Below are 17,579 nucleotides of genomic sequence, written 5' to 3'. Positions count from 1 at the left end.
TTACGGTTTGCAGTTTACAACCATCCGGTATTTTATTTTAATATGTCAATGCAAGCCCTACACCAAATCCCATATCACTATCATAGTGGGTACGTATACCTATATTTTTATTGATGATATACCTAAGCTCCCCCATATATTCTAAGTCGGTATTTACCATGAAGCCACCTCTTAATCTTTTTGAAATTGGAATATCTTCGCGCATTAACTGCAATCTTACAATTCCATCGTGATATACTTCTGCCTGGAAATTGACCAGCATAGGTAACGTATACATAAACCCTAAACTGAACGCCTTGCGGGTGTCTTTCTTGTTGGTTTGTCCAAATATGTTCTTTTCGTGCTCATCTTCTCCCATTTTCCGGTAACGAAAATCAAAACCTACAAAGGGCATGAACCATTGCATCTTTCCAATGTATCTACCTAAGTGAGTTTCTACTTCATACCCGTGCATACTATTATAGCCTAAGCGCCATTCTGTTCCTAATTGATAGCGTGCATTCATTAGCATAGCTTCTCCATCATTACCATTGGTTGCAAAATCGTTTTGTGCCATAAAATGGGGCATATTACTTTCTCTTTGCAATTCTTTATAGGCTTTTGCCTTGTCAGGTAAATAGGGGTTATTGTAGTCTCCAACTTCAAACACCCTGTTCATTCCCGCCATCATGTGATATAATATATGGCAATGAAAGAACCAATCACCTTCCTCATTTGCTAAAAACTCAATGGTATCCGTTTCCATAGGCATGATATCCAACACATTTTTAAGCGGCGATTTTTCGCCTTTTCCGTTTATCACCCTAAAATCAAATCCGTGAAGATGCATAGGATGCCGCATCATCGAATTATTATAAATGGTAATCCGTAGGATTTCTCCTTTTTTTACAGGTATTTTGTCCGTTTCCGAAAGTATTTTATTATCCATGCTCCATACATAGCGGTTCATGTTGCCAGTAAGTGTGAACTTCAACTCTTTTACAGGCGCATCTTTTGGAAGGGAGGTGTTGTAAGGCGATTGCAACATAGCATAATTTAATGTTTTGATGTCTCCCAAGGCATTAGCGTTGTAACGGTTAGGGTCGTCATCCATGTTCATACCTTCATGCTTGCTGTGGTCTGATTTCTTTGCTGCATCTCCGGTAATTTCGGGATACATCACTACATTCATGTCCATTTGGTTCAGGCTCATCTTCATGCCCATATCGTCCAAATCGCCATTCATTTTCATCATATCGTTCATCATCTTCATCCCCTCGAAATACTTCAATCGTGGGAGCGGGGAAATAAGCTGTTTGACCCCATCACCTATAAAGTAGCTTGCTGATTGTGTTCTGTCCTCGGTTGTTGCTAAAAACTCATATGCTAACCCATCTTGAGGGATAGTCACTACAATATCGTAAGTTTCAGAAACTGCAATGATTAATCTATCCACTTCTACAGGCTCAACATCATTTCCATCATTCGCTACTACTGTAATTTTCCCTCCAGCATATCTTAGCCAGAAATACGAAGACGCCCCGCCATTGGAAACGCGTAATCTGACTTTGTCACCTGCTTTTAGCTTTTTACCACCAATTGTTTTCAAATCGGTGCTATGGCTACCATTTATTAGGATTTTATCATAGTAAACATCACTGACATCCATCGCCAGCATCCGTTTCCACTCATTTTTTACCTTTACGCCTAATTTTCCCTCCTTAATAGCTTCAACGTACGATTGCGTAGCACCTTTCTTAATGGCCGCCCAATCATTTGCATTGTGTAGCATACGGTTGATGTTATCCGGGTTAAGATTTGTCCACTCACTTAATATAATCGGGACGGTCGGCAAATCGTCAATTCCTTTTCTAAAGGTTTTATCGTCGCCTCTTTTTTTCATGATAAAACTACCGTACATGCCTATCTGCTCCTGCAAGCCTGAGTGCGAATGATACCAGTGCGTGCCATGCTGGATAATCGGAAAACGGTAGGTGTAGGTTGTACCCGGTGCGATGGGCTTTTGCGTAAGCCAGGGCACACCGTCTTCTTTATTGGGCAGGAACACACCATGCCAGTGCAGTGATGTGCTTTCTTTCAATTGGTTCTGCACCACTATTTCGGCAGTGTCGCCCTCGGTAAAGGTAAGGGTGGGCATGGGGATTTGCCCGTTTACGGCAATCGCCCTTTTTTGCTTACCTGCATAGTTGACAAGTGTATCTTTTACATACAGCTCGTAATGCACTACTCTCTGTGCAAACAGCGTTTGCGTGCAAAGCAGCATCAGCACTGTTTGCAATATTCTTATGGGTATTTTTTTATATCTGTTCATTCGTTGAAAAATTTTATTTAATGCTGTCTTCCATTGTGCCAAACCACGCTATCAAAACCTGCTTATCCTCCGGTGACAATACTGCATTACGATGAATTAGCGTATATGACGACAATGGCATTTCCCCGTCCTTAACCTGCCCGGCCATAGCCCTGAACTTGTTTCGCTGCCTGCGGACAGAATAGTCGCCAAATTCGCTAAAGTTGAGTTCCTCTTTCCCCTTTTTTATATGCTCTGCCATGTACCATGCGCCGGGCTGGATACGGCTGTACCACGGATAATGGGTATTGTTGCTATGGCAGTCATAACAGGACTGAACAAGGATAGCCTTTACATTTTGGGGTACGGTGTACACCCTTTCGATATGGGTGGCTGGCACTTCAACCGCCTGGTTCCGTAAGGGCTGAAAGAACTGTATGGCAATCAGGACGACAGCCAGCCCCAATATGATTTTCTTCTTTATGGTCATAATTATTTTATTGTGGCTTCATCTTTTTGTGTCTACTGTTTTTTCACATACTTGGCATAATTCTCCTTGTTTTCAAAATAAGAAACTTCACCGTTATTTCCTGTCACAGCAATCACCGCATTAGCTTTGTCTACCTGCTTATGGGAATAGGGGTCTATCGCCATCCGCACGGTCGCATCTTTTGGAATACGTTCCTTACACATTTCGCAACATCCGTAATAGGTTTTACCATCAAATTTTACGTCAAACTGCCTTTTGCCCATATAGGCATCGTTGACCATGCAGACTTCATCCGATGGAACCAATTCACCTATTTGGGTAGTATGTCCGTTGCTTTCCGGAGTTGCCTGCGAATGCTGCTGTTCCGCTTCATCCTTATTTGACCCCGCCTGACCGCAAGCGGTGAATAGCAGGGTTAATAAGGAAATAAAGCCAATTATTATTTTGTTCATGTCCAAACTTGTTTTTTTAAATTTTATTATTTACTTTCTTCAAACTCTTTTAGCTTGCGCTTCATTAGTTCAATTTCTTCCGCTTGGGTTTTAAGTATATTTTTTTGCAGCTCTATCAGTTCCGGGTCGGTCAGGTGTGCCTTTTCGGACATCAATATGGCTGCTGCGTGATGGGGTATCATACCCTTTGCAAACTGCTTGTCCCCGACATTGATTTGTTCCCTGATACCAAACCATGAAAAGATGCCAACAGCAACCGAGATGATGGCTATCGCCCAATTCATCTTCCTGTTGGGGTACATTACTTTCATTATCGCTAATTCGATAAGCAGCATTGCCGAGGTCATCAGCAGGGTCATGTACAAATTGTTGATATTGGGTATCAGGTTCTGCCACCCGTCAATCATGGCGTACATGATAAAATACATCACTGCGAACATGGCTACAGCCATCACCGCAAAGCGTTTGTACATGGCCGAAGCATGTTTTGTATTGTGCGTGCCATGCTCCGAGGAATGACCCGCATGGTGACTGTTTTGCATATTTTCCATAACCCTGAATTTTATTTGCTGTTAATTGTTTTTTCCACCTTACCGCAGGTCAGCATTTTAGAACCGTAGTAAGGGTTTTTGATTTCCTTGTTTTCGCTGAACCAAACAGCACCCTTACCGTCATTGAACATCGGGCAATGGTCCTGATACAATGTTTGCGATGTACCGAACAAATCAATCAGGTCTTTCAAATCTTCGCCAAGCGAGGCCAAATGTTCCCGCTGGTGGTGGATGTTGCCGACATTTTCCCCGATATGTTCTGCGTGTTCTTTAGCATCGTCCGCTATGTCCATGTACTTTTTGTGCTTATCGGCAGGAACGGCTTTCATGTCCACTTTATTCAGGGTAGCTAACAGCTTTTTCCCTGAACTGGCGGCAGCTTTGTCATCGTCCGAAACAAGGGCGTTCTTTAAGGACAGATAATCGGTAACTATGGGCGCAATAGAAAAGTTTTTTGCTTCTTCTTTTCCTGTTGCTTTTGCTTCCTGACCGCTCGGAGTTTCACTCACAACGGGCGCAGCTACCGTATCATCCTCTTTTGGTTGGGAAGCTGACTGTTCTTGTGATACAACAGCAGTATCACTTGAAGACTGCTCGTTTTTGTTGGATGCCTGATTGCATGATACTGTTACAAATGCCATGATAACAGCAATGATTGATAATGTTAGATTTTTCATTTTTATTTATTTTTTGATTTTTAAAAAACTTGCGTTAATAGCCACTACAATGGTGCTTACACTCATCAGCACAGCACCCATAGCGGGACTTAAAACAAAATTCGGATAGAGTACGCCTGCCGCAAGGGGTATTGCCACCACGTTGTAGCCAACCGCCCATATCAGGTTCTGTACCATCTTTTTGTAGGTAAGTTTGCCGAAGTCAATCAGTTTGACCACATCCCTCGGGTCGCTGTCTACCAATATGATATCCGCTGTTTCGGCAGCCACGTCCGTACCGGAACCCACGGCAATGCCCACATCTGCCTGTGCCAGTGCAGGTGCATCATTTACACCATCACCAGTCATTGCTACGATTTCGCCTTTTGCCTGAAACTCCTTTACTTTCTCCTGCTTGTTGTGCGGAAGCACATTAGCCAAATACCCGTCCATACCCAATTTTCCGGCTACGGCAGCAGCAATCCTGTCGTTGTCCCCGGTGAGCAGAAAGGACTTGATGCCCATTTTTTTGAGTTCCTCAATCGCCTGTGCCGACCCCTCACGGATGCTGTCTGCCAAAGTAATGATGCCGATTACCCGGTCATCAATGAGGACAAAGTTGACCGTTTCGGCTTCCTGATTGATTTCGCTTGGTATTTCCGGCAGGGAAAGGTGGTTTTCGGTGAAATAATTCGGGCCGCCAGCTACGACATTTTTCCCGTTCACAACACCTTTAACACCTATGCCCTGCATATAGCTGAAGTTTTCAGACTTCCATAAGGCAAGGCTCTTTTCTTTCAATGTAGCCATAATGCCTTTGGCGATATGGTGTTCCGAATTTTGCTGTACTGCGGCAGCATACTGGATAACCTCATCGGCATTATATTCGTCTGTTAACGGTATAACCTTTTCTACGGCATGGGAACCTTTGGTGAGCGTTCCGGTCTTATCAAAAATGACGGTGGAAAGTTTTCGGGTGGTTTCAAATGCCGTACGGTTGCGGATGAGCAGGCCATTGGTCGCCGAAAGCGTTGTGGAAATGGCGACCACCAACGGGATAGCCACGCCCAATGCGTGCGGGCAGGCCGTTACCATTACCGTCACCATTCTTTCAAGCGCAAAGGCAATATCTCCACTGCTTGCATACCAATAGGCAAATGTGCCTATGCCCACGGCAATGGCAATAAAGGTGAGCCATTTGGCAACTTTGTCCGCAAGGTTCTGTGTATTAGACTTAGTAGCCTGCGCTTCCTGCACAAGATTGATAACCCTGTTCAGGTAGCTGTCTTTTCCCACGGCTGTTACCTTAACTTTCAGCGCACCATCGCCATTGATAGAGCCTGCGATGACCTTTCCGTCCTTTTCCTTTTTTACGGGAACACTTTCCCCGGTAAGCATACTCTCGTTGATATACGAAAGCCCCTCCAGTACCAATCCATCGGCTGGAATTTTTTCTCCCGGTTTTATGATAGCCGTTTCACCGCTTTGCAGGTCTTCGAGCTTTATCTTTACAGCTTCTCCGCCACGTTCCACGGTAACATCGTTGGGCAGCAAAGCCACCAATGACTGTAATGCCCGTGAAGCAGCCATTTGGGAACGCATTTCCAGCCAATGCCCTAACAGCATGATGTCAATTAGGGTTGCCAGTTCCCAAAAGAAGTCCATACCCTGCAAGCCAAATACAACGGCTACGGAATAAACATAGGCTACGGATATGGCAATGGCAACAAGTGTCATCATCCCTATGGCTTTGGCTTTCACCTCGCCAATCATTCCCTTTAGGAACGGTAAGCCTCCATAGCAATAAATCACCGTACCCAATGCCAACAGCACATATTTATCGCCATTGAAAGCAAGGGAGAAACCCAACCATTGCTGTATCATGTGCGACAGGAGCAGGATAGGGATTGAAATGACAAGGCTTATCCAAAAACGTGTGAGGAAATCGCCTGTATTATGCCCCTCATGTTTATCAAAGTTTTCGTCATCATGGCCATGTTGAGAATGCCCGGAATGCTCATGTTCTGGCGTGTGTTCATGAGAAGCTGACGTACCGCCACCGGGAACCAATGCCATGCCACAAAGAGGGCATTTGCCCGGTTCGTCTTTTAGCACCTGCGGGTGCATGGGACACGTGTATTTTTTCATAACAAGGGATTTTAAAAGTTATGTTGCATTTAATTTTTTTACCATCTCATGGGTCATTTCTTCAGCATAAGTACCATAGGCATCAACAAGTACCCCTTTGCTCTTACCGTCATTGGACGATATGGCATAAATCACGGCATTGTTATCAGGACTGCTGTCGAGGCTTTCAAACCTATGAGTTTCCGTAACCGTAAAATCCTCCGGTTTTAGTTTCAGGCTCTTTGACGCACAGTAAAGGCAGTCCGGCAACAGACTAAAATCAATACTGTACCCACGTTGTCTTAGGTCTTTAAGAGCCTGCACCATATCACTATACTGTTCCATAGCTTTCCGACCTGTTATTTAATGGTTTCGACCGTACTGCCGCAGGTAAGCATCTGTGAGCCGTAATATGGGTTTTTAATGGCATTCTCTTTACTTAGCCAATTGGCCCCCTTACCTCCATTGTACATAGGACAGTGCTGGTAATAAACTGGTGTATCCTGTTTAGACACTTTAGCCAGTATGTAGATGCTTCCCGAAAGTGCCGCAAAAGCACTTCTTTGTTTTGCAACGTCTTTTGATTTTGAAATGCTTTCCGCATTAGCTGTCAAGTCCTGCATTACTTTCATCCAAGCCGTATGTTCCTCTGCCGAAAGCTTGTTCATATCGACTGCTTTAAGGGATGCAGCCAATTCAGCGGCTTTGGCAGATGCAGTTGCCTCATCGGTTTTTATCAAAGCATCTTTCACTGAAAAGTAGTTGTCAAACACAGCTTTTAGCTGTGATTGATTTTGAGCTGCATCCTTGTTAGCGGGTGCTGCCATTTCACCGTGGTTGTGATTGCCATGTCCGACTTTCATGTCCATTGCCGCCCCTTTGTTTTGGGCAATTGTCTTCAAAGGTCTATCGTACTGGCAGCATTCAGCCAGTTTCGCATATACGTCATCCGGCGCACGGAACTTCTCACTATCATAACCCGCCAAAGCGATACGTTTCAGGATTTCATCCTGATTTGTTTTCTCGCTGTCATACGTGAGCGTAGCCATCTTGGTATCTTTGTTCCAGTCCACGTTGGCTACCTTTTTTATGTTACCTGCTTTTTCGATGGTGGTTTTACACATACCACAATTGCCGTAAATCTTTACGGTTTCTGTTTTCGCATTTTTGATTTGTGCGAAACCATTCATTGAGGATAGTAATACGGCGATTACCATCACTATTTTTGATAATGATTTCATAATAATTACTTTTTAGAAATGAAGTATTGAAAGCCCATTTCTGTTTTAAACTTTAAATAAATGATACAAATAAGGGATTTGCAAAAAGCCGAAGCGGCTTCTGACAGGACATACCTATGGCTGGCAGGCCATAAATTTAGCTTATTTTAGGCGGTAGCCAAATGGAAAAAAAGCCCGAAGAATAATAGGCTTCTTTGAAAGCGAATTTTTGCTTTTTAGCTGCTGCTAAGTGATCTTTTGCCTTTAATTCGATTACGGTTGGGACATTTAGGGAAGTGGTTGAAGCACCGCACCTGCAAGAGCTGTGGGAACAACCGCCCCCGCATTTGTCACTTTTGCATTTTTTACAGGATTTGCTCTTGCAACCTTTTGTATGTTCTGATTTTTTGGATTTCTCCTTTGAGCAGGAAGACTGCTCGGTCTTTGTTGAATTTTTGGAACAGGCATAGCTCTGACTTGGTATCATAAAGAAAACCAAACAGAACAATGTCAAAATGCCTATATGTATTCTATAATTTTTCAACGCAACAAAGTTACAAATTAGATTGGTTTTTTATATCGTTTTACGTTTTTTTTGCTATATGGAAAAATAATGCCATATACGCAATAACCTATCGCCTTTTTTCAGAATTGATAAAATGCCCTTTTTCATCAACCCAACCTCATGGAAATTCGGTCGGAAAAAGGGCATTTCAAAAAGTTGCTGGCTTAGGCATCCAAAGGTTCTATTTTGAAGCCTGCCTTTTGCACGGTCGATATTACTTCATGCTCGGTAATGCCCTCGGACTTCACGGTAAGTACTTTGTCCTTGTTGGCCGTGTCCACTTCCCAATGGCAGATGCCCTCTGCCTTGTCCAAGTGCGGCTTTACAGATGCGATACAGCCGCCGCAATTGATGTTCGTCTTGAATTGAAATTGTTTATTTTCCATTGTTTACAAATTTTAGAGTTATCTGATAATGCAAATTTCCGTACTATTCAGTTAGTTATTGTTGTGTAATTTCTTGTTTGATTTGTGAGATTTACTGTTTTATTTCTTCCACTTCAACCGCAGGCTGTTACTGACCACGCTCACGCTGCTCAATGCCATTGCCGCACCCGCAATCATCGGGTTGAGCAGGAAGCCGTTAACAGGGTAAAGGATGCCTGCCGCTACCGGAATGCCGATTACGTTGTAGATAAACGCCCAGAACAGGTTTTGCTTGATGGTGGCTACGGTCTGTTTGGACAAGCGTATTGCCTGCGGTATCTTGGTCAGGTCGGACGAAATGATGGTCATCTTGGCTACGTCCATTGCGATGTCGCTGCCTTTGCCCATTGCGATACTTACATCGGCTGTTGCCAATGCGGTGCTGTCGTTGATACCATCGCCCACCATTGCCACTACCTTTCCTTTACTTTGCAGTTCTTTCACAAAGTCGGCTTTGTGCTGTGGCAAAACTTCGGCTTTGTAATGCTTGATGCCTGTCTGCTCCGCAATGGCTTTTGCAGTAGCTTCATTATCTCCGGTCAGCATATACAGGTCAATGCCCATTTCCTGCATTTCCCGGATAGCCCGCACCGATGTTTCCTTAATCTTATCGGCGATAGCGATTACAGCAAGAGCCTTTTTGCTGTTTGCAAACCAGATAACGGTTTTAGACTGTTTGCCCCATTCTTCGGCCTGGTCTTGTAATTCGCCGGCAATGGCAATGTTGTTTTCTGCCAATAGCTTTTTGTTGCCTACATAATAGGTTTCGTTGTCATGGTCTGCTTTTGCGCCTTTGCCCGTAATGCTGTCGAACATGGATAAAGAGGTGGTCGCTACATCGCCAAGATGCTTCACTACGGCTTCTGCCAATGGATGCTCGGATTGCTTTTCGATGCTCAAAAGGATTTCTTTTGCAGTGTCCTCATTGTTCAGCCATTTAATGCCCGTTACCTGTGGTCTTCCCTCGGTGATGGTTCCGGTTTTGTCCAAAACGATGGCATTTACTTTTTTGGCCAGTTCCAAACTTTCGGCATCCTTTATCAAAATGCCATTTTCAGCACCTTTACCAACGCCTACCATAATAGCGGTGGGTGTCGCTAAGCCTAAAGCACAGGGGCAGGCAATGACCAATACCGTAACGGCTGCCAACAGACCTTGAACAACCCCGTTTTCGCCTCCCAAAATCAACCATAGCGTAAATGTCAGGATGGCAATACCTATCACTGTGGGAACAAAGATGCCCGCAATCCTATCGACCAGTTTCTGTACGGGTGCTTTGCTTCCCTGTGCATCCTGCACCATTTTGATGATGTGGGCAAGCATGGTTTCTTTGCCCACTTTTACCGCCCTGAACCGGAAGCTGCCTTTTTGGTTAATCGTTCCTGCAAATACTTTTTCTTTTTCTTTTTTCAATACAGGTACAGGCTCACCGCTTAACATGCTTTCGTCCACATACGAATTGCCCGATATGACCATGCCGTCTACCGCAATCTTTTCACCGGGCTTTACGAGTATCACATCGCCTGCGCTTACGTCTTCGATAGCGGTCTGCTTTTCCGTTCCGTCCGCATGTACCACGATGACCGTTTTTGGCTGCAAGCCCATCAGCTTCTTAATGGCTGAAGAGGTGTTGCCTTTGGCTCTTTCTTCCAGCAGTTTTCCCAAGAGGATGAATGCGATAATAACGGCAGCCGCTTCAAAATATACGTGAGCATGCAGTCCCCGTTGATGCCAAAAGTCGGCAAACAGCATATTGAAAACACTGAACAGGTAGGCAATACCTGTACTCAATGCCACCAGCGTATCCATATTGGCGGAACGGTGCTTTGCCTGCTTCCAAGCGTTTACAAAAAAATCCCTGCCCAACCATATTACAACGGGCGTGGAAAAGAGCCACATTATCGGGTCTGCATAGGGCATATCCATAAAGAACATTCCTATGATTACCACGGGCAGGGAAAGGATAATTGCCCAAATGGTCTTGTTTTTCAAGGTTCGGAATTTCTTTTCGTGGATGGCTTCGAGCGTTTCCTGCTGCTTGGTTTTGTCTTCAATCAATAGGTCGTAACCTACTCCCTGAACCGCTTTTTGCAGGGTGGAGGCATCGGTCATATTGGGCAGATATTCCACGGTAAGATTGCCCGTTGCAAAGTTCACGGAAGCATTAACTACTCCCGGTTGGTATTTAACAATGCTTTCGGCACTGCCCGCACAGGATGCACAGGTCATGCCCAATACCGGAAAAGCACTTTTAACCGTAGGAACTCCGTAACCTAAATCTTTAATTGCCTTAACAGCTTCGCCTACGGTTTCATTGCTATCTACTGTAATCGCTGCCCTGCGGTTGTTCAGCTCTACTTTATGGGTTTCTACGCCTTTTACCTGTGCCAATCCCTTTTCAACGATTAATGCACAGTGTTCGCTTTCTACATCCTCCAACGGTATGTATATATTTTCTCTGTTTGTCGCCATATTTGCCTGCTTTAATTTACAATGCAAAATTGGCTATTATAATTATGGGTACTGTTGTGAAATTTTGGATTTGATTTGTAAGATTTATTGAAATCCTGTATAGGTGAGCCACTTCATCAGATGGTTATCGCCATAAAGCCAGTTTTAGATGGTCTTTAAAACCACAAAGCATTGCGAAAGATAATCGCAATGCTTTATTGTTTGCTTAAAAAGCTGTGGTCTTAAAATACTGACGGATGCCCGGTCTTCTTCTTGGTGCGGGGTTTATTCAACTTTAGAATTAAATTGAATATCTACGTCAGTTGATGACTTAGGGTCATTAATCAAGTCCGTTTCAATCTTTCCTCCCTGTGGATAATGGCGCAGCACAACCCTGACCGTACCAGTGGAAGCGGTCGTGGTTGTCCAAACGCTTTCCAGCCCTAACGTAACGTTGTTGTCATCCTTATCCAAATTTGTGATTTGTATATTTGATGTGGAAGATGGCACGTAATAAATACGGTGGTCTATATTTTCCTCACTTACTTCTTCGGTAATGTCTTCACCATTTACCTCGTCAAGAAAGGATACGCTGACATCATAGGACTTACCCGGTTGCAGTGCAATCTGGTCTATGACCGGGGCGTTTCCTCCGGCTCCGTCAGCACCTTTCCAAGCATAAAGAAGTTCGTTCGTGGTTCCCTGTTCCTTAAAACGTAGCTGTACCGTAGTGATTACCTCGTTGTCGTTTTCTTCGGGGATAGGGTCATCGTCTTTGCTGCATGAGGTTGCGAATAGTACGATTGCCGCTACGGCAATCGAAGAAAAATGTTTGAATTTCTGTGTCATTGTTATATAAATTTAATTGTTGAAAAACGTGTTTGTCAGAAAACGTACTTTAATCTAACGGAGATGTTTCTGCCCATTTCGTCCGTAAAATACCTGAAGCTGTTCAGGTAGTTTCTGTACCGGGTATTGAACAGGTTGCTCACTGCAAGATTGATGTTCAGTGACCTGCCCAAGACACTGACCACTGTACCAGCGGATATATTTGTCAGGAGATAACCATCAGGGGGCAGCTTATAATCCTGCTGGCCGTGTATGTTTTCATCAGGTACTCTTGTCTGTTTTAAGACCAGCGGAATTTCCATCCCGATATAGGATTTTTGGAAAGACCTTATATCGGGCAGTTCGTAATTGAACCCCAATGAAAACCTGTCCGATGGCATGGAAATCAGCCAGTCGTTTATCGTTTTATTGTACGCCCTTAGCAAAGATGCCTTTCCTATGATGTCCAGTTTCTGTACAGGCTTGTAATTGATTAATAAATCCGTTCCCGTGAGATAGGCATCAGCCTGTTGATAGACGAATTTGGGAAATGCACCTGCAATGGTCAATACAGGCTCTCCCGGGCGGGGCTGTAAATAGATAAAGTTGTTGATGGAATTGTAGAATACAGACCAGTCTATATTTACTGATTTTTCTTCATTGCTATATGAAAGCCCCAAGACCGTGTTTACAGCCTGCTCTATTTTCAGGTTTACGTCCCCAAGTTCATAGGTGGCAGTACCTTGATGTATGCCGTCAATGAGCAGTTCGTTAACGTGGGGAGCCCTATTGGCAAGGCTGACCATTCCGTTTATCCTGATATGGTCTGAAAGATGGTAGATGGTATTGAATGATGCCCCGATTGTTGAAAAATCAAAGTCATGCTCCACAGGCTGGTTATTGTAAGGGTATCGTACCGTACTGATTTGCTTAAAATCATACCTGATACCGCCCTGAAGCTCCCATTTGTTCTTCTTCCATTTTTCAATCCAGTATGCACCGTATGTTTGGGAATTGTAGGCAGGGATGAGATACCGACCTTTGTAGGTATTGTCCTGCTGCATAGCGGATATGCCGATACTTCCGTTAAAGTTTTTGAATGTGGGATGCTCCCAAGAAATTTCTTCGGAAATCGTGCTGACATTCAAAGTCATTTGAGGCGTTGTAATTTCGCTGTTCCTGACTATATCAAATTCTTCCCTGTTGTTGAATTGTGCGGCAATCTGTATGTTCAGTTTCCCGGCTTTCTCTCCGGCAAATATCTCCGGGTACTGGATAGGTTAATGGAAGAAGATTTAGTCCACAAAGTGGTAAACGTTGACGGGGGTGTAGGATATGCAAGTTGCCATAACTGTGAAGTAGTCCACAATCATAACAACTTGCATTTCAGTTGTCAAAAATGTAAATCGGTAACTTGTATAGAGGATGTGCAACCGTTATTTAAGTTGCCTAAAGGATATAAAATAAGTGAAGTCAATTTTACGGTGTCAGGGCTTTGCCCGCAGTGTTCCTGAATAGCGTAGCCGTTCCTATACTTTATCCAACGGCTTTCTCTTATCTTCCCGGACTTGTTTGAAATAGCTCGGGGTAAGCCCCGTTACTTTCTTGAACTGGTTGCTCAAATAGGCTACGCTTGAATAGTTGAGGCGCATGGCAATCTCACTTAACGACAGTTCATCATACACCAGCAGTTCTTTTACCTTTTCCACCTTTTGGGCGATAAAGTATTTTTCAATAGTTGTACCCTCTACTTCTGAAAACAGATTGGACAAGTAATTGTAATCGTGGTGCAGTTTATCGCTCAATACATCGGAAAGGTTGGTTTTTACATCACTATCCTGATGATGTACCAGGTCAATGATAATGTTCTTTATCTTTTCTATTATCCTGCCTTTTTTATCATCAATTACTTCAAACCCCAATGGCTCTAAAGTCTTGACCAAAGCCTCTTTCTCCGTAGGTGTAATTTCTTTGGTAAGGGTAACTTCGCCCAGCTTTACATTTTTAGCATCTAAACCAAGTTTATCCAATTCGTTTTGCACCACCATAATACAGCGGTCGCATACCATATTTTTAATAAAGAGTGTATTCATATCTTACTAACTGCTATATTAAGCACAATAAACAAATTTACGATTTAAGTCGAACTACGCTCGTTGCTTCCTGTCTAAATCAAGTTATCTGATTGCATTGTCTGCATAGGCGCTTTTAATTTGGGTTTTTGTTAACCTGAAGCCTCGGCCCAGGCTTCTAATTTAGTTAATTGAAACCTTGCGAAAGTTGTATTCCGCAAGGTTTTAAAACAGTGATACATCTGCCTTTGCTAATGGTCTGCATTCACCCTACAATATTAAATTATAGCAAATACTGGTACAGTTCGGCTATTGCATCGTTGTACTCTTTCTCCGCCTGCAAATAATTATTGGTAGCGGTATAAAAGTAACTTGCCTCCAAAAAATATTGGATAGTGGTTATCTCTCCGAATGATAACGCTTTATCCAATAGTTTAATACTGTTGATACTGCTTAATACTTTCTCATATTCTGCTACCGTCTTTTGCAGGTTGATATACTTTTCATACAGTTGCTTCAAATGATAATAATGTTCGTTCTTGTGCCGTGCTACCTGTACTTCTGCCACCGATAATTCAGCCTGCTTTTGCTTCACCCGATTTTTGTTTTCACACAAAGGAATGCTCACGCCTACTTTTGCACCGTAAAACTGCTGCCCTAAAATACCCTGATAATGAAAACCCACTTCAAATTTTGGCAGGGTCAATGCCTTAGTAACTTCAATATCCTTTTGGGCTACTACGGTCTGTTGTGTCAAATATTTTCTTACCGGGTCTTTGTATTCAATTGTTTCTTCCAATTCTTCAAATGCAGGAACGGGCTTATATTCAGGGTATATGGTATCGTTAAAGACTATCTCTATACCGCCGTTAAGTTCCGTCAGTTTTTGATGAAGTTGGTTGATAGCGGAAATGTTCAACTGATAATCTTTATTAATCTCAATCAATTGAAGTTTAGCCTTATTCACGTCCAGCACATTACCTTCGCCCTTATCCAGTTTGGTCTGAAAGTCGGTCAGGAACTTTTCGGTTTTTGTTTTCCGTTCTATAATTCTTTCCTGAAGTTTATTGCGGTATATCAGTTCAATGCAAATCTTTTTCGCTCCCAATAATATTTCCTGCCTGTTGGCTGTTAGCGAAAAATCTGCCTGCTTACTCTGCTCGCCAGCCAATGCTTTCTTTTTACTGTAAACCGTGGGAAAGTCGAAACGCTGCAAGACGTTAATGTCCGTTTGGTTGCCCGCAATGGCATAGGGTGAGCCACGCATAAAATCGTAGCTGACCACAGGGTCGTACAGCGTATTGCCCGTATGGTACAATAACTTCTGCGCATCCCAATATTTGCTTTGGGTTTGCAGCGTTTTATTGTTCTTGGCAACATCAGACAAGACGGTTTCCAATCCTGACTGTGCCTGCAATTGTATGGTAAAAACGCACATACAGATTGCCGTTAAAAATTTTATGTTCATGCTTTAGCTGCTTTTTTGTTAGATAAATAGTACACCGCCGGAACAATAAAAATGTTGAGCAATGTAGAAGTAAGCAAGCCGCCCAATATCACTTTTGCCATAGGACTTTGTATCTCGTTGCCGGGCAAATCGCCCGCAATAGCAAGCGGTATCAATGCCAGCCCTGCGGTAAGTGCCGTCATCAGGATGGGGCTTAACCTGTTCTTTGAGCCTTGTATAACCGTATCGTACAAATCCAACCCCTCATCACACAATGTATTGTAATGCGATACGAGCAGGATGCCGTTACGGGTAGCCACACCAAACAAGGTGATAAAACCGATAATGGCAGGAATGCTCAAAATGCCACTGGTAAAATAGATGCTGAACACACCGCCAATCAATGCCAAAGACAGGTTGATTAAAATGATGGCGGCTAACTTTACCGTTTTGAACTCCCGGAACAGTATCAGGAAAATAATCAGAATGGAAAGCAGGGAGGTCGCAATCAAGGTCTGCGATGCTTCTGCCTCCGCTTCAAATTGCCCACCGTATTCAATGTGGTAATCTTCGGGCAGCTTTATTTTTTCGCCCACTATCTGTTGGATTTCCTCAACGGCACTAACGATATTGGTTAAGCGAAAACAAAATGTAACCGCAACAATCTACACCAAAGCAATCAGCAATCAGCTACAATTGGACATAAAACGGTACAACAGCCAATACCTCCCGATTGAAATTAAGGTTTTCTCCGATACCCACGACCGATTTTTGATAATAGACCAAGCGGAGCTTTACCATATAGGGGCTTCGCTCAAAGACCTGGGCAAAAAATGGTTTGCATTTTCCCGAATGGATATTGAGGTGGGCAGGATGCTTCACATCTTGAACAAACAATAAACGCTCCGGATTCAGAGGGTTTAATTTTAGTTTCTTGACAATTCTAAAATCCCGCTAAGTTATTTACATCAACTTAGTATAGTTTCTTCTTCAACCATAAACTTGCCCTTACCAATAGTATCAGTACAGGCACTTCGACCAATGGTCCGATAACGCCAACAAATGCCTGTGGAGAATGAATACCAAAAACCGCAATGGCTACGGCTATGGCCAATTCAAAATTGTTCCCGGTGGCTGTAAATGCTATGGACGCGTTCCTGTCATAAGGAACATTCAGGGATTTGCTTATAAAAAAGCTCACGAAAAACATCAATACAAAATAGATGATTAGCGGTATGGCTATCTTAATCACGTCCACTGGCAACTCCAATATCTTGTCGCCTTTCAAACTGAACATCAGTACAATGGTAAACAATAATGCGTAAAGTGTAATAGGTGATACTGCCGGTATGTATTTTCTATTGTACCATTCAATGCCTTTTGATTTTATAAGAACATATCGGCTCACGAAACCTGTAAAAAAAGGAATACCCAAGTATATCAACACGCTTTCGGTAACGTCTTTCATTGATACATTTACATTGAAATTGGCTAATCCTAATTTACTCGGCAATACGTTGATAAAAAGCCAAACCAAAAAACTGTAACTCAATATCTGAAAGACACTGTTCAACGCTACCAATAGTGCCGTATATTCCCTGTTGGCTTTTGCCAGGTCGCTCCATACAATTACCATTGCGATACATCTTGCCAATCCTATCAAAATCAATCCCGTCATATAATCGGGTTCATTCCTTAAAAACAGAACGGCTAACCCGAACATCATTACCGTACCGATTACCCAATTGAGGAATAAAGATATTCCAATTACTTTTTTATCCTTAAACGCTTTGGGCAATACTGTATAATCCACCTTTGCCAATGGCGGGTACATCATCAGTATCAAACCTATTGCCAGCGGGATATTAATGGTTCCTACGGACAAGCTGTCTGTTACGTTAGAAATGTTGGGAAAGAAATATCCTAATCCTACGCCAAATGCCATAGCAAGGAATATCCATAGGGTAAGGTAACGGTCAAGAAATTTTAGTTTTGGTTGCATTGG

Annotated in this window: 16 protein-coding genes and 1 pseudogene; 1 reads left to right on the top strand and 16 read right to left on the bottom strand. The window is 43.1% G+C overall.

Annotation, left to right across the window (positions count from 1 at the left end; translation table 11 throughout):
* Positions 1-37: 37 nt before the first annotated feature.
* The 15 genes from ACF3OC_RS05875 to ACF3OC_RS05805 form a co-directional block, all read right to left on the bottom strand.
* Positions 38-2,311, bottom strand: coding sequence for a multicopper oxidase family protein (locus ACF3OC_RS05875; protein WP_392471094.1), 2,274 nt, complete (start codon positions 2,309-2,311; stop codon positions 38-40).
* Between the two features lie 13 nt (positions 2,312-2,324).
* Positions 2,325-2,780: a heme-binding domain-containing protein gene (locus ACF3OC_RS05870; RefSeq protein ID WP_002993272.1), complete on the bottom strand. Its 456-nt coding sequence runs from the start codon at positions 2,778-2,780 to the stop codon at positions 2,325-2,327.
* A 32-nt stretch (positions 2,781-2,812) separates the two neighbouring features.
* Positions 2,813-3,232 carry a hypothetical protein gene (locus ACF3OC_RS05865; RefSeq protein ID WP_002993270.1) on the bottom strand — a complete coding sequence of 140 codons (420 nt, stop codon included), beginning with the start codon at positions 3,230-3,232 and terminating at the stop codon, positions 2,813-2,815.
* A 26-nt stretch (positions 3,233-3,258) separates the two neighbouring features.
* Positions 3,259-3,783: a DUF305 domain-containing protein gene (locus ACF3OC_RS05860; RefSeq protein WP_002993268.1), complete on the bottom strand. Its 525-nt coding sequence runs from the start codon at positions 3,781-3,783 to the stop codon at positions 3,259-3,261.
* A gap of 11 nt (positions 3,784-3,794) precedes the next feature.
* Positions 3,795-4,460 carry a DUF3347 domain-containing protein gene (locus tag ACF3OC_RS05855; RefSeq protein WP_002993266.1) on the bottom strand — a complete coding sequence of 222 codons (666 nt, stop codon included), beginning with the start codon at positions 4,458-4,460 and terminating at the stop codon, positions 3,795-3,797.
* A gap of 6 nt (positions 4,461-4,466) precedes the next feature.
* Complete coding sequence (locus ACF3OC_RS05850) at positions 4,467-6,587, bottom strand: heavy metal translocating P-type ATPase (RefSeq protein ID WP_094280391.1); 2,121 nt, start codon at positions 6,585-6,587, stop codon at positions 4,467-4,469.
* 18 nt (positions 6,588-6,605) lie between these two features.
* On the bottom strand, positions 6,606-6,911 hold the full coding sequence (locus ACF3OC_RS05845; protein ID WP_002993263.1) for a hypothetical protein: 306 nt from the start codon (positions 6,909-6,911) through the stop codon (positions 6,606-6,608).
* A gap of 14 nt (positions 6,912-6,925) precedes the next feature.
* Entirely contained in the window at positions 6,926-7,807 is an 882-nt protein-coding gene (locus tag ACF3OC_RS05840; protein WP_037459498.1) for a DUF3347 domain-containing protein, read from the bottom strand.
* 708 nt (positions 7,808-8,515) lie between these two features.
* A complete protein-coding gene (locus ACF3OC_RS05835) occupies positions 8,516-8,737 on the bottom strand; it encodes a heavy-metal-associated domain-containing protein (protein ID WP_002993257.1) in 222 nt (73 codons plus the stop codon).
* A 99-nt stretch (positions 8,738-8,836) separates the two neighbouring features.
* The gene (locus tag ACF3OC_RS05830) at positions 8,837-11,248 is read right to left on the bottom strand and encodes a heavy metal translocating P-type ATPase (protein WP_002993255.1); all 2,412 of its coding nucleotides are present in this window, start codon (positions 11,246-11,248) and stop codon (positions 8,837-8,839) included.
* A 264-nt stretch (positions 11,249-11,512) separates the two neighbouring features.
* Positions 11,513-12,076, bottom strand: a complete 564-nt coding sequence (locus tag ACF3OC_RS05825; protein WP_002993254.1) for a hypothetical protein — start codon at positions 12,074-12,076, stop codon at positions 11,513-11,515.
* Positions 12,077-12,111: 35 nt separating this feature from the next.
* Positions 12,112-13,209, bottom strand: a complete 1,098-nt coding sequence (locus tag ACF3OC_RS05820) for a TonB-dependent receptor (protein WP_094258254.1) — start codon at positions 13,207-13,209, stop codon at positions 12,112-12,114.
* Positions 13,210-13,584: 375 nt separating this feature from the next.
* Positions 13,585-14,148, bottom strand: a complete 564-nt coding sequence (locus tag ACF3OC_RS05815) for an AraC family transcriptional regulator (RefSeq protein WP_002993247.1) — start codon at positions 14,146-14,148, stop codon at positions 13,585-13,587.
* Between the two features lie 262 nt (positions 14,149-14,410).
* A complete protein-coding gene (locus ACF3OC_RS05810) occupies positions 14,411-15,595 on the bottom strand; it encodes a TolC family protein (RefSeq protein ID WP_002993245.1) in 1,185 nt (394 codons plus the stop codon).
* Positions 15,592-16,170 carry an efflux RND transporter permease subunit gene (locus ACF3OC_RS05805; protein WP_002993243.1) on the bottom strand — a complete coding sequence of 193 codons (579 nt, stop codon included), beginning with the start codon at positions 16,168-16,170 and terminating at the stop codon, positions 15,592-15,594. Before ACF3OC_RS05805 ends, ACF3OC_RS05810 begins: the two co-directional genes overlap by 4 nt.
* 19 nt (positions 16,171-16,189) lie before the next feature.
* Here ACF3OC_RS05805 and ACF3OC_RS05800 point away from each other — a divergent pair.
* Positions 16,190-16,474 (top strand): annotated as a pseudogene (locus ACF3OC_RS05800) (ORF6N domain-containing protein); the annotation flags it as partial.
* 73 nt (positions 16,475-16,547) lie between these two features.
* On the opposite strand, the gene arsB reads toward ACF3OC_RS05800, so the two are convergent.
* Positions 16,548-17,576: an ACR3 family arsenite efflux transporter gene (gene arsB, locus ACF3OC_RS05795; RefSeq protein ID WP_002993239.1), complete on the bottom strand. Its 1,029-nt coding sequence runs from the start codon at positions 17,574-17,576 to the stop codon at positions 16,548-16,550.
* Positions 17,577-17,579 lie beyond the last annotated feature (3 nt).

Source organism: Sphingobacterium cellulitidis (assembly GCF_043187465.1).
In the GTDB taxonomy this organism is placed as follows: domain Bacteria; phylum Bacteroidota; class Bacteroidia; order Sphingobacteriales; family Sphingobacteriaceae; genus Sphingobacterium; species Sphingobacterium cellulitidis.
This window is presented reverse-complemented; position numbering and strand designations above follow the sequence as displayed.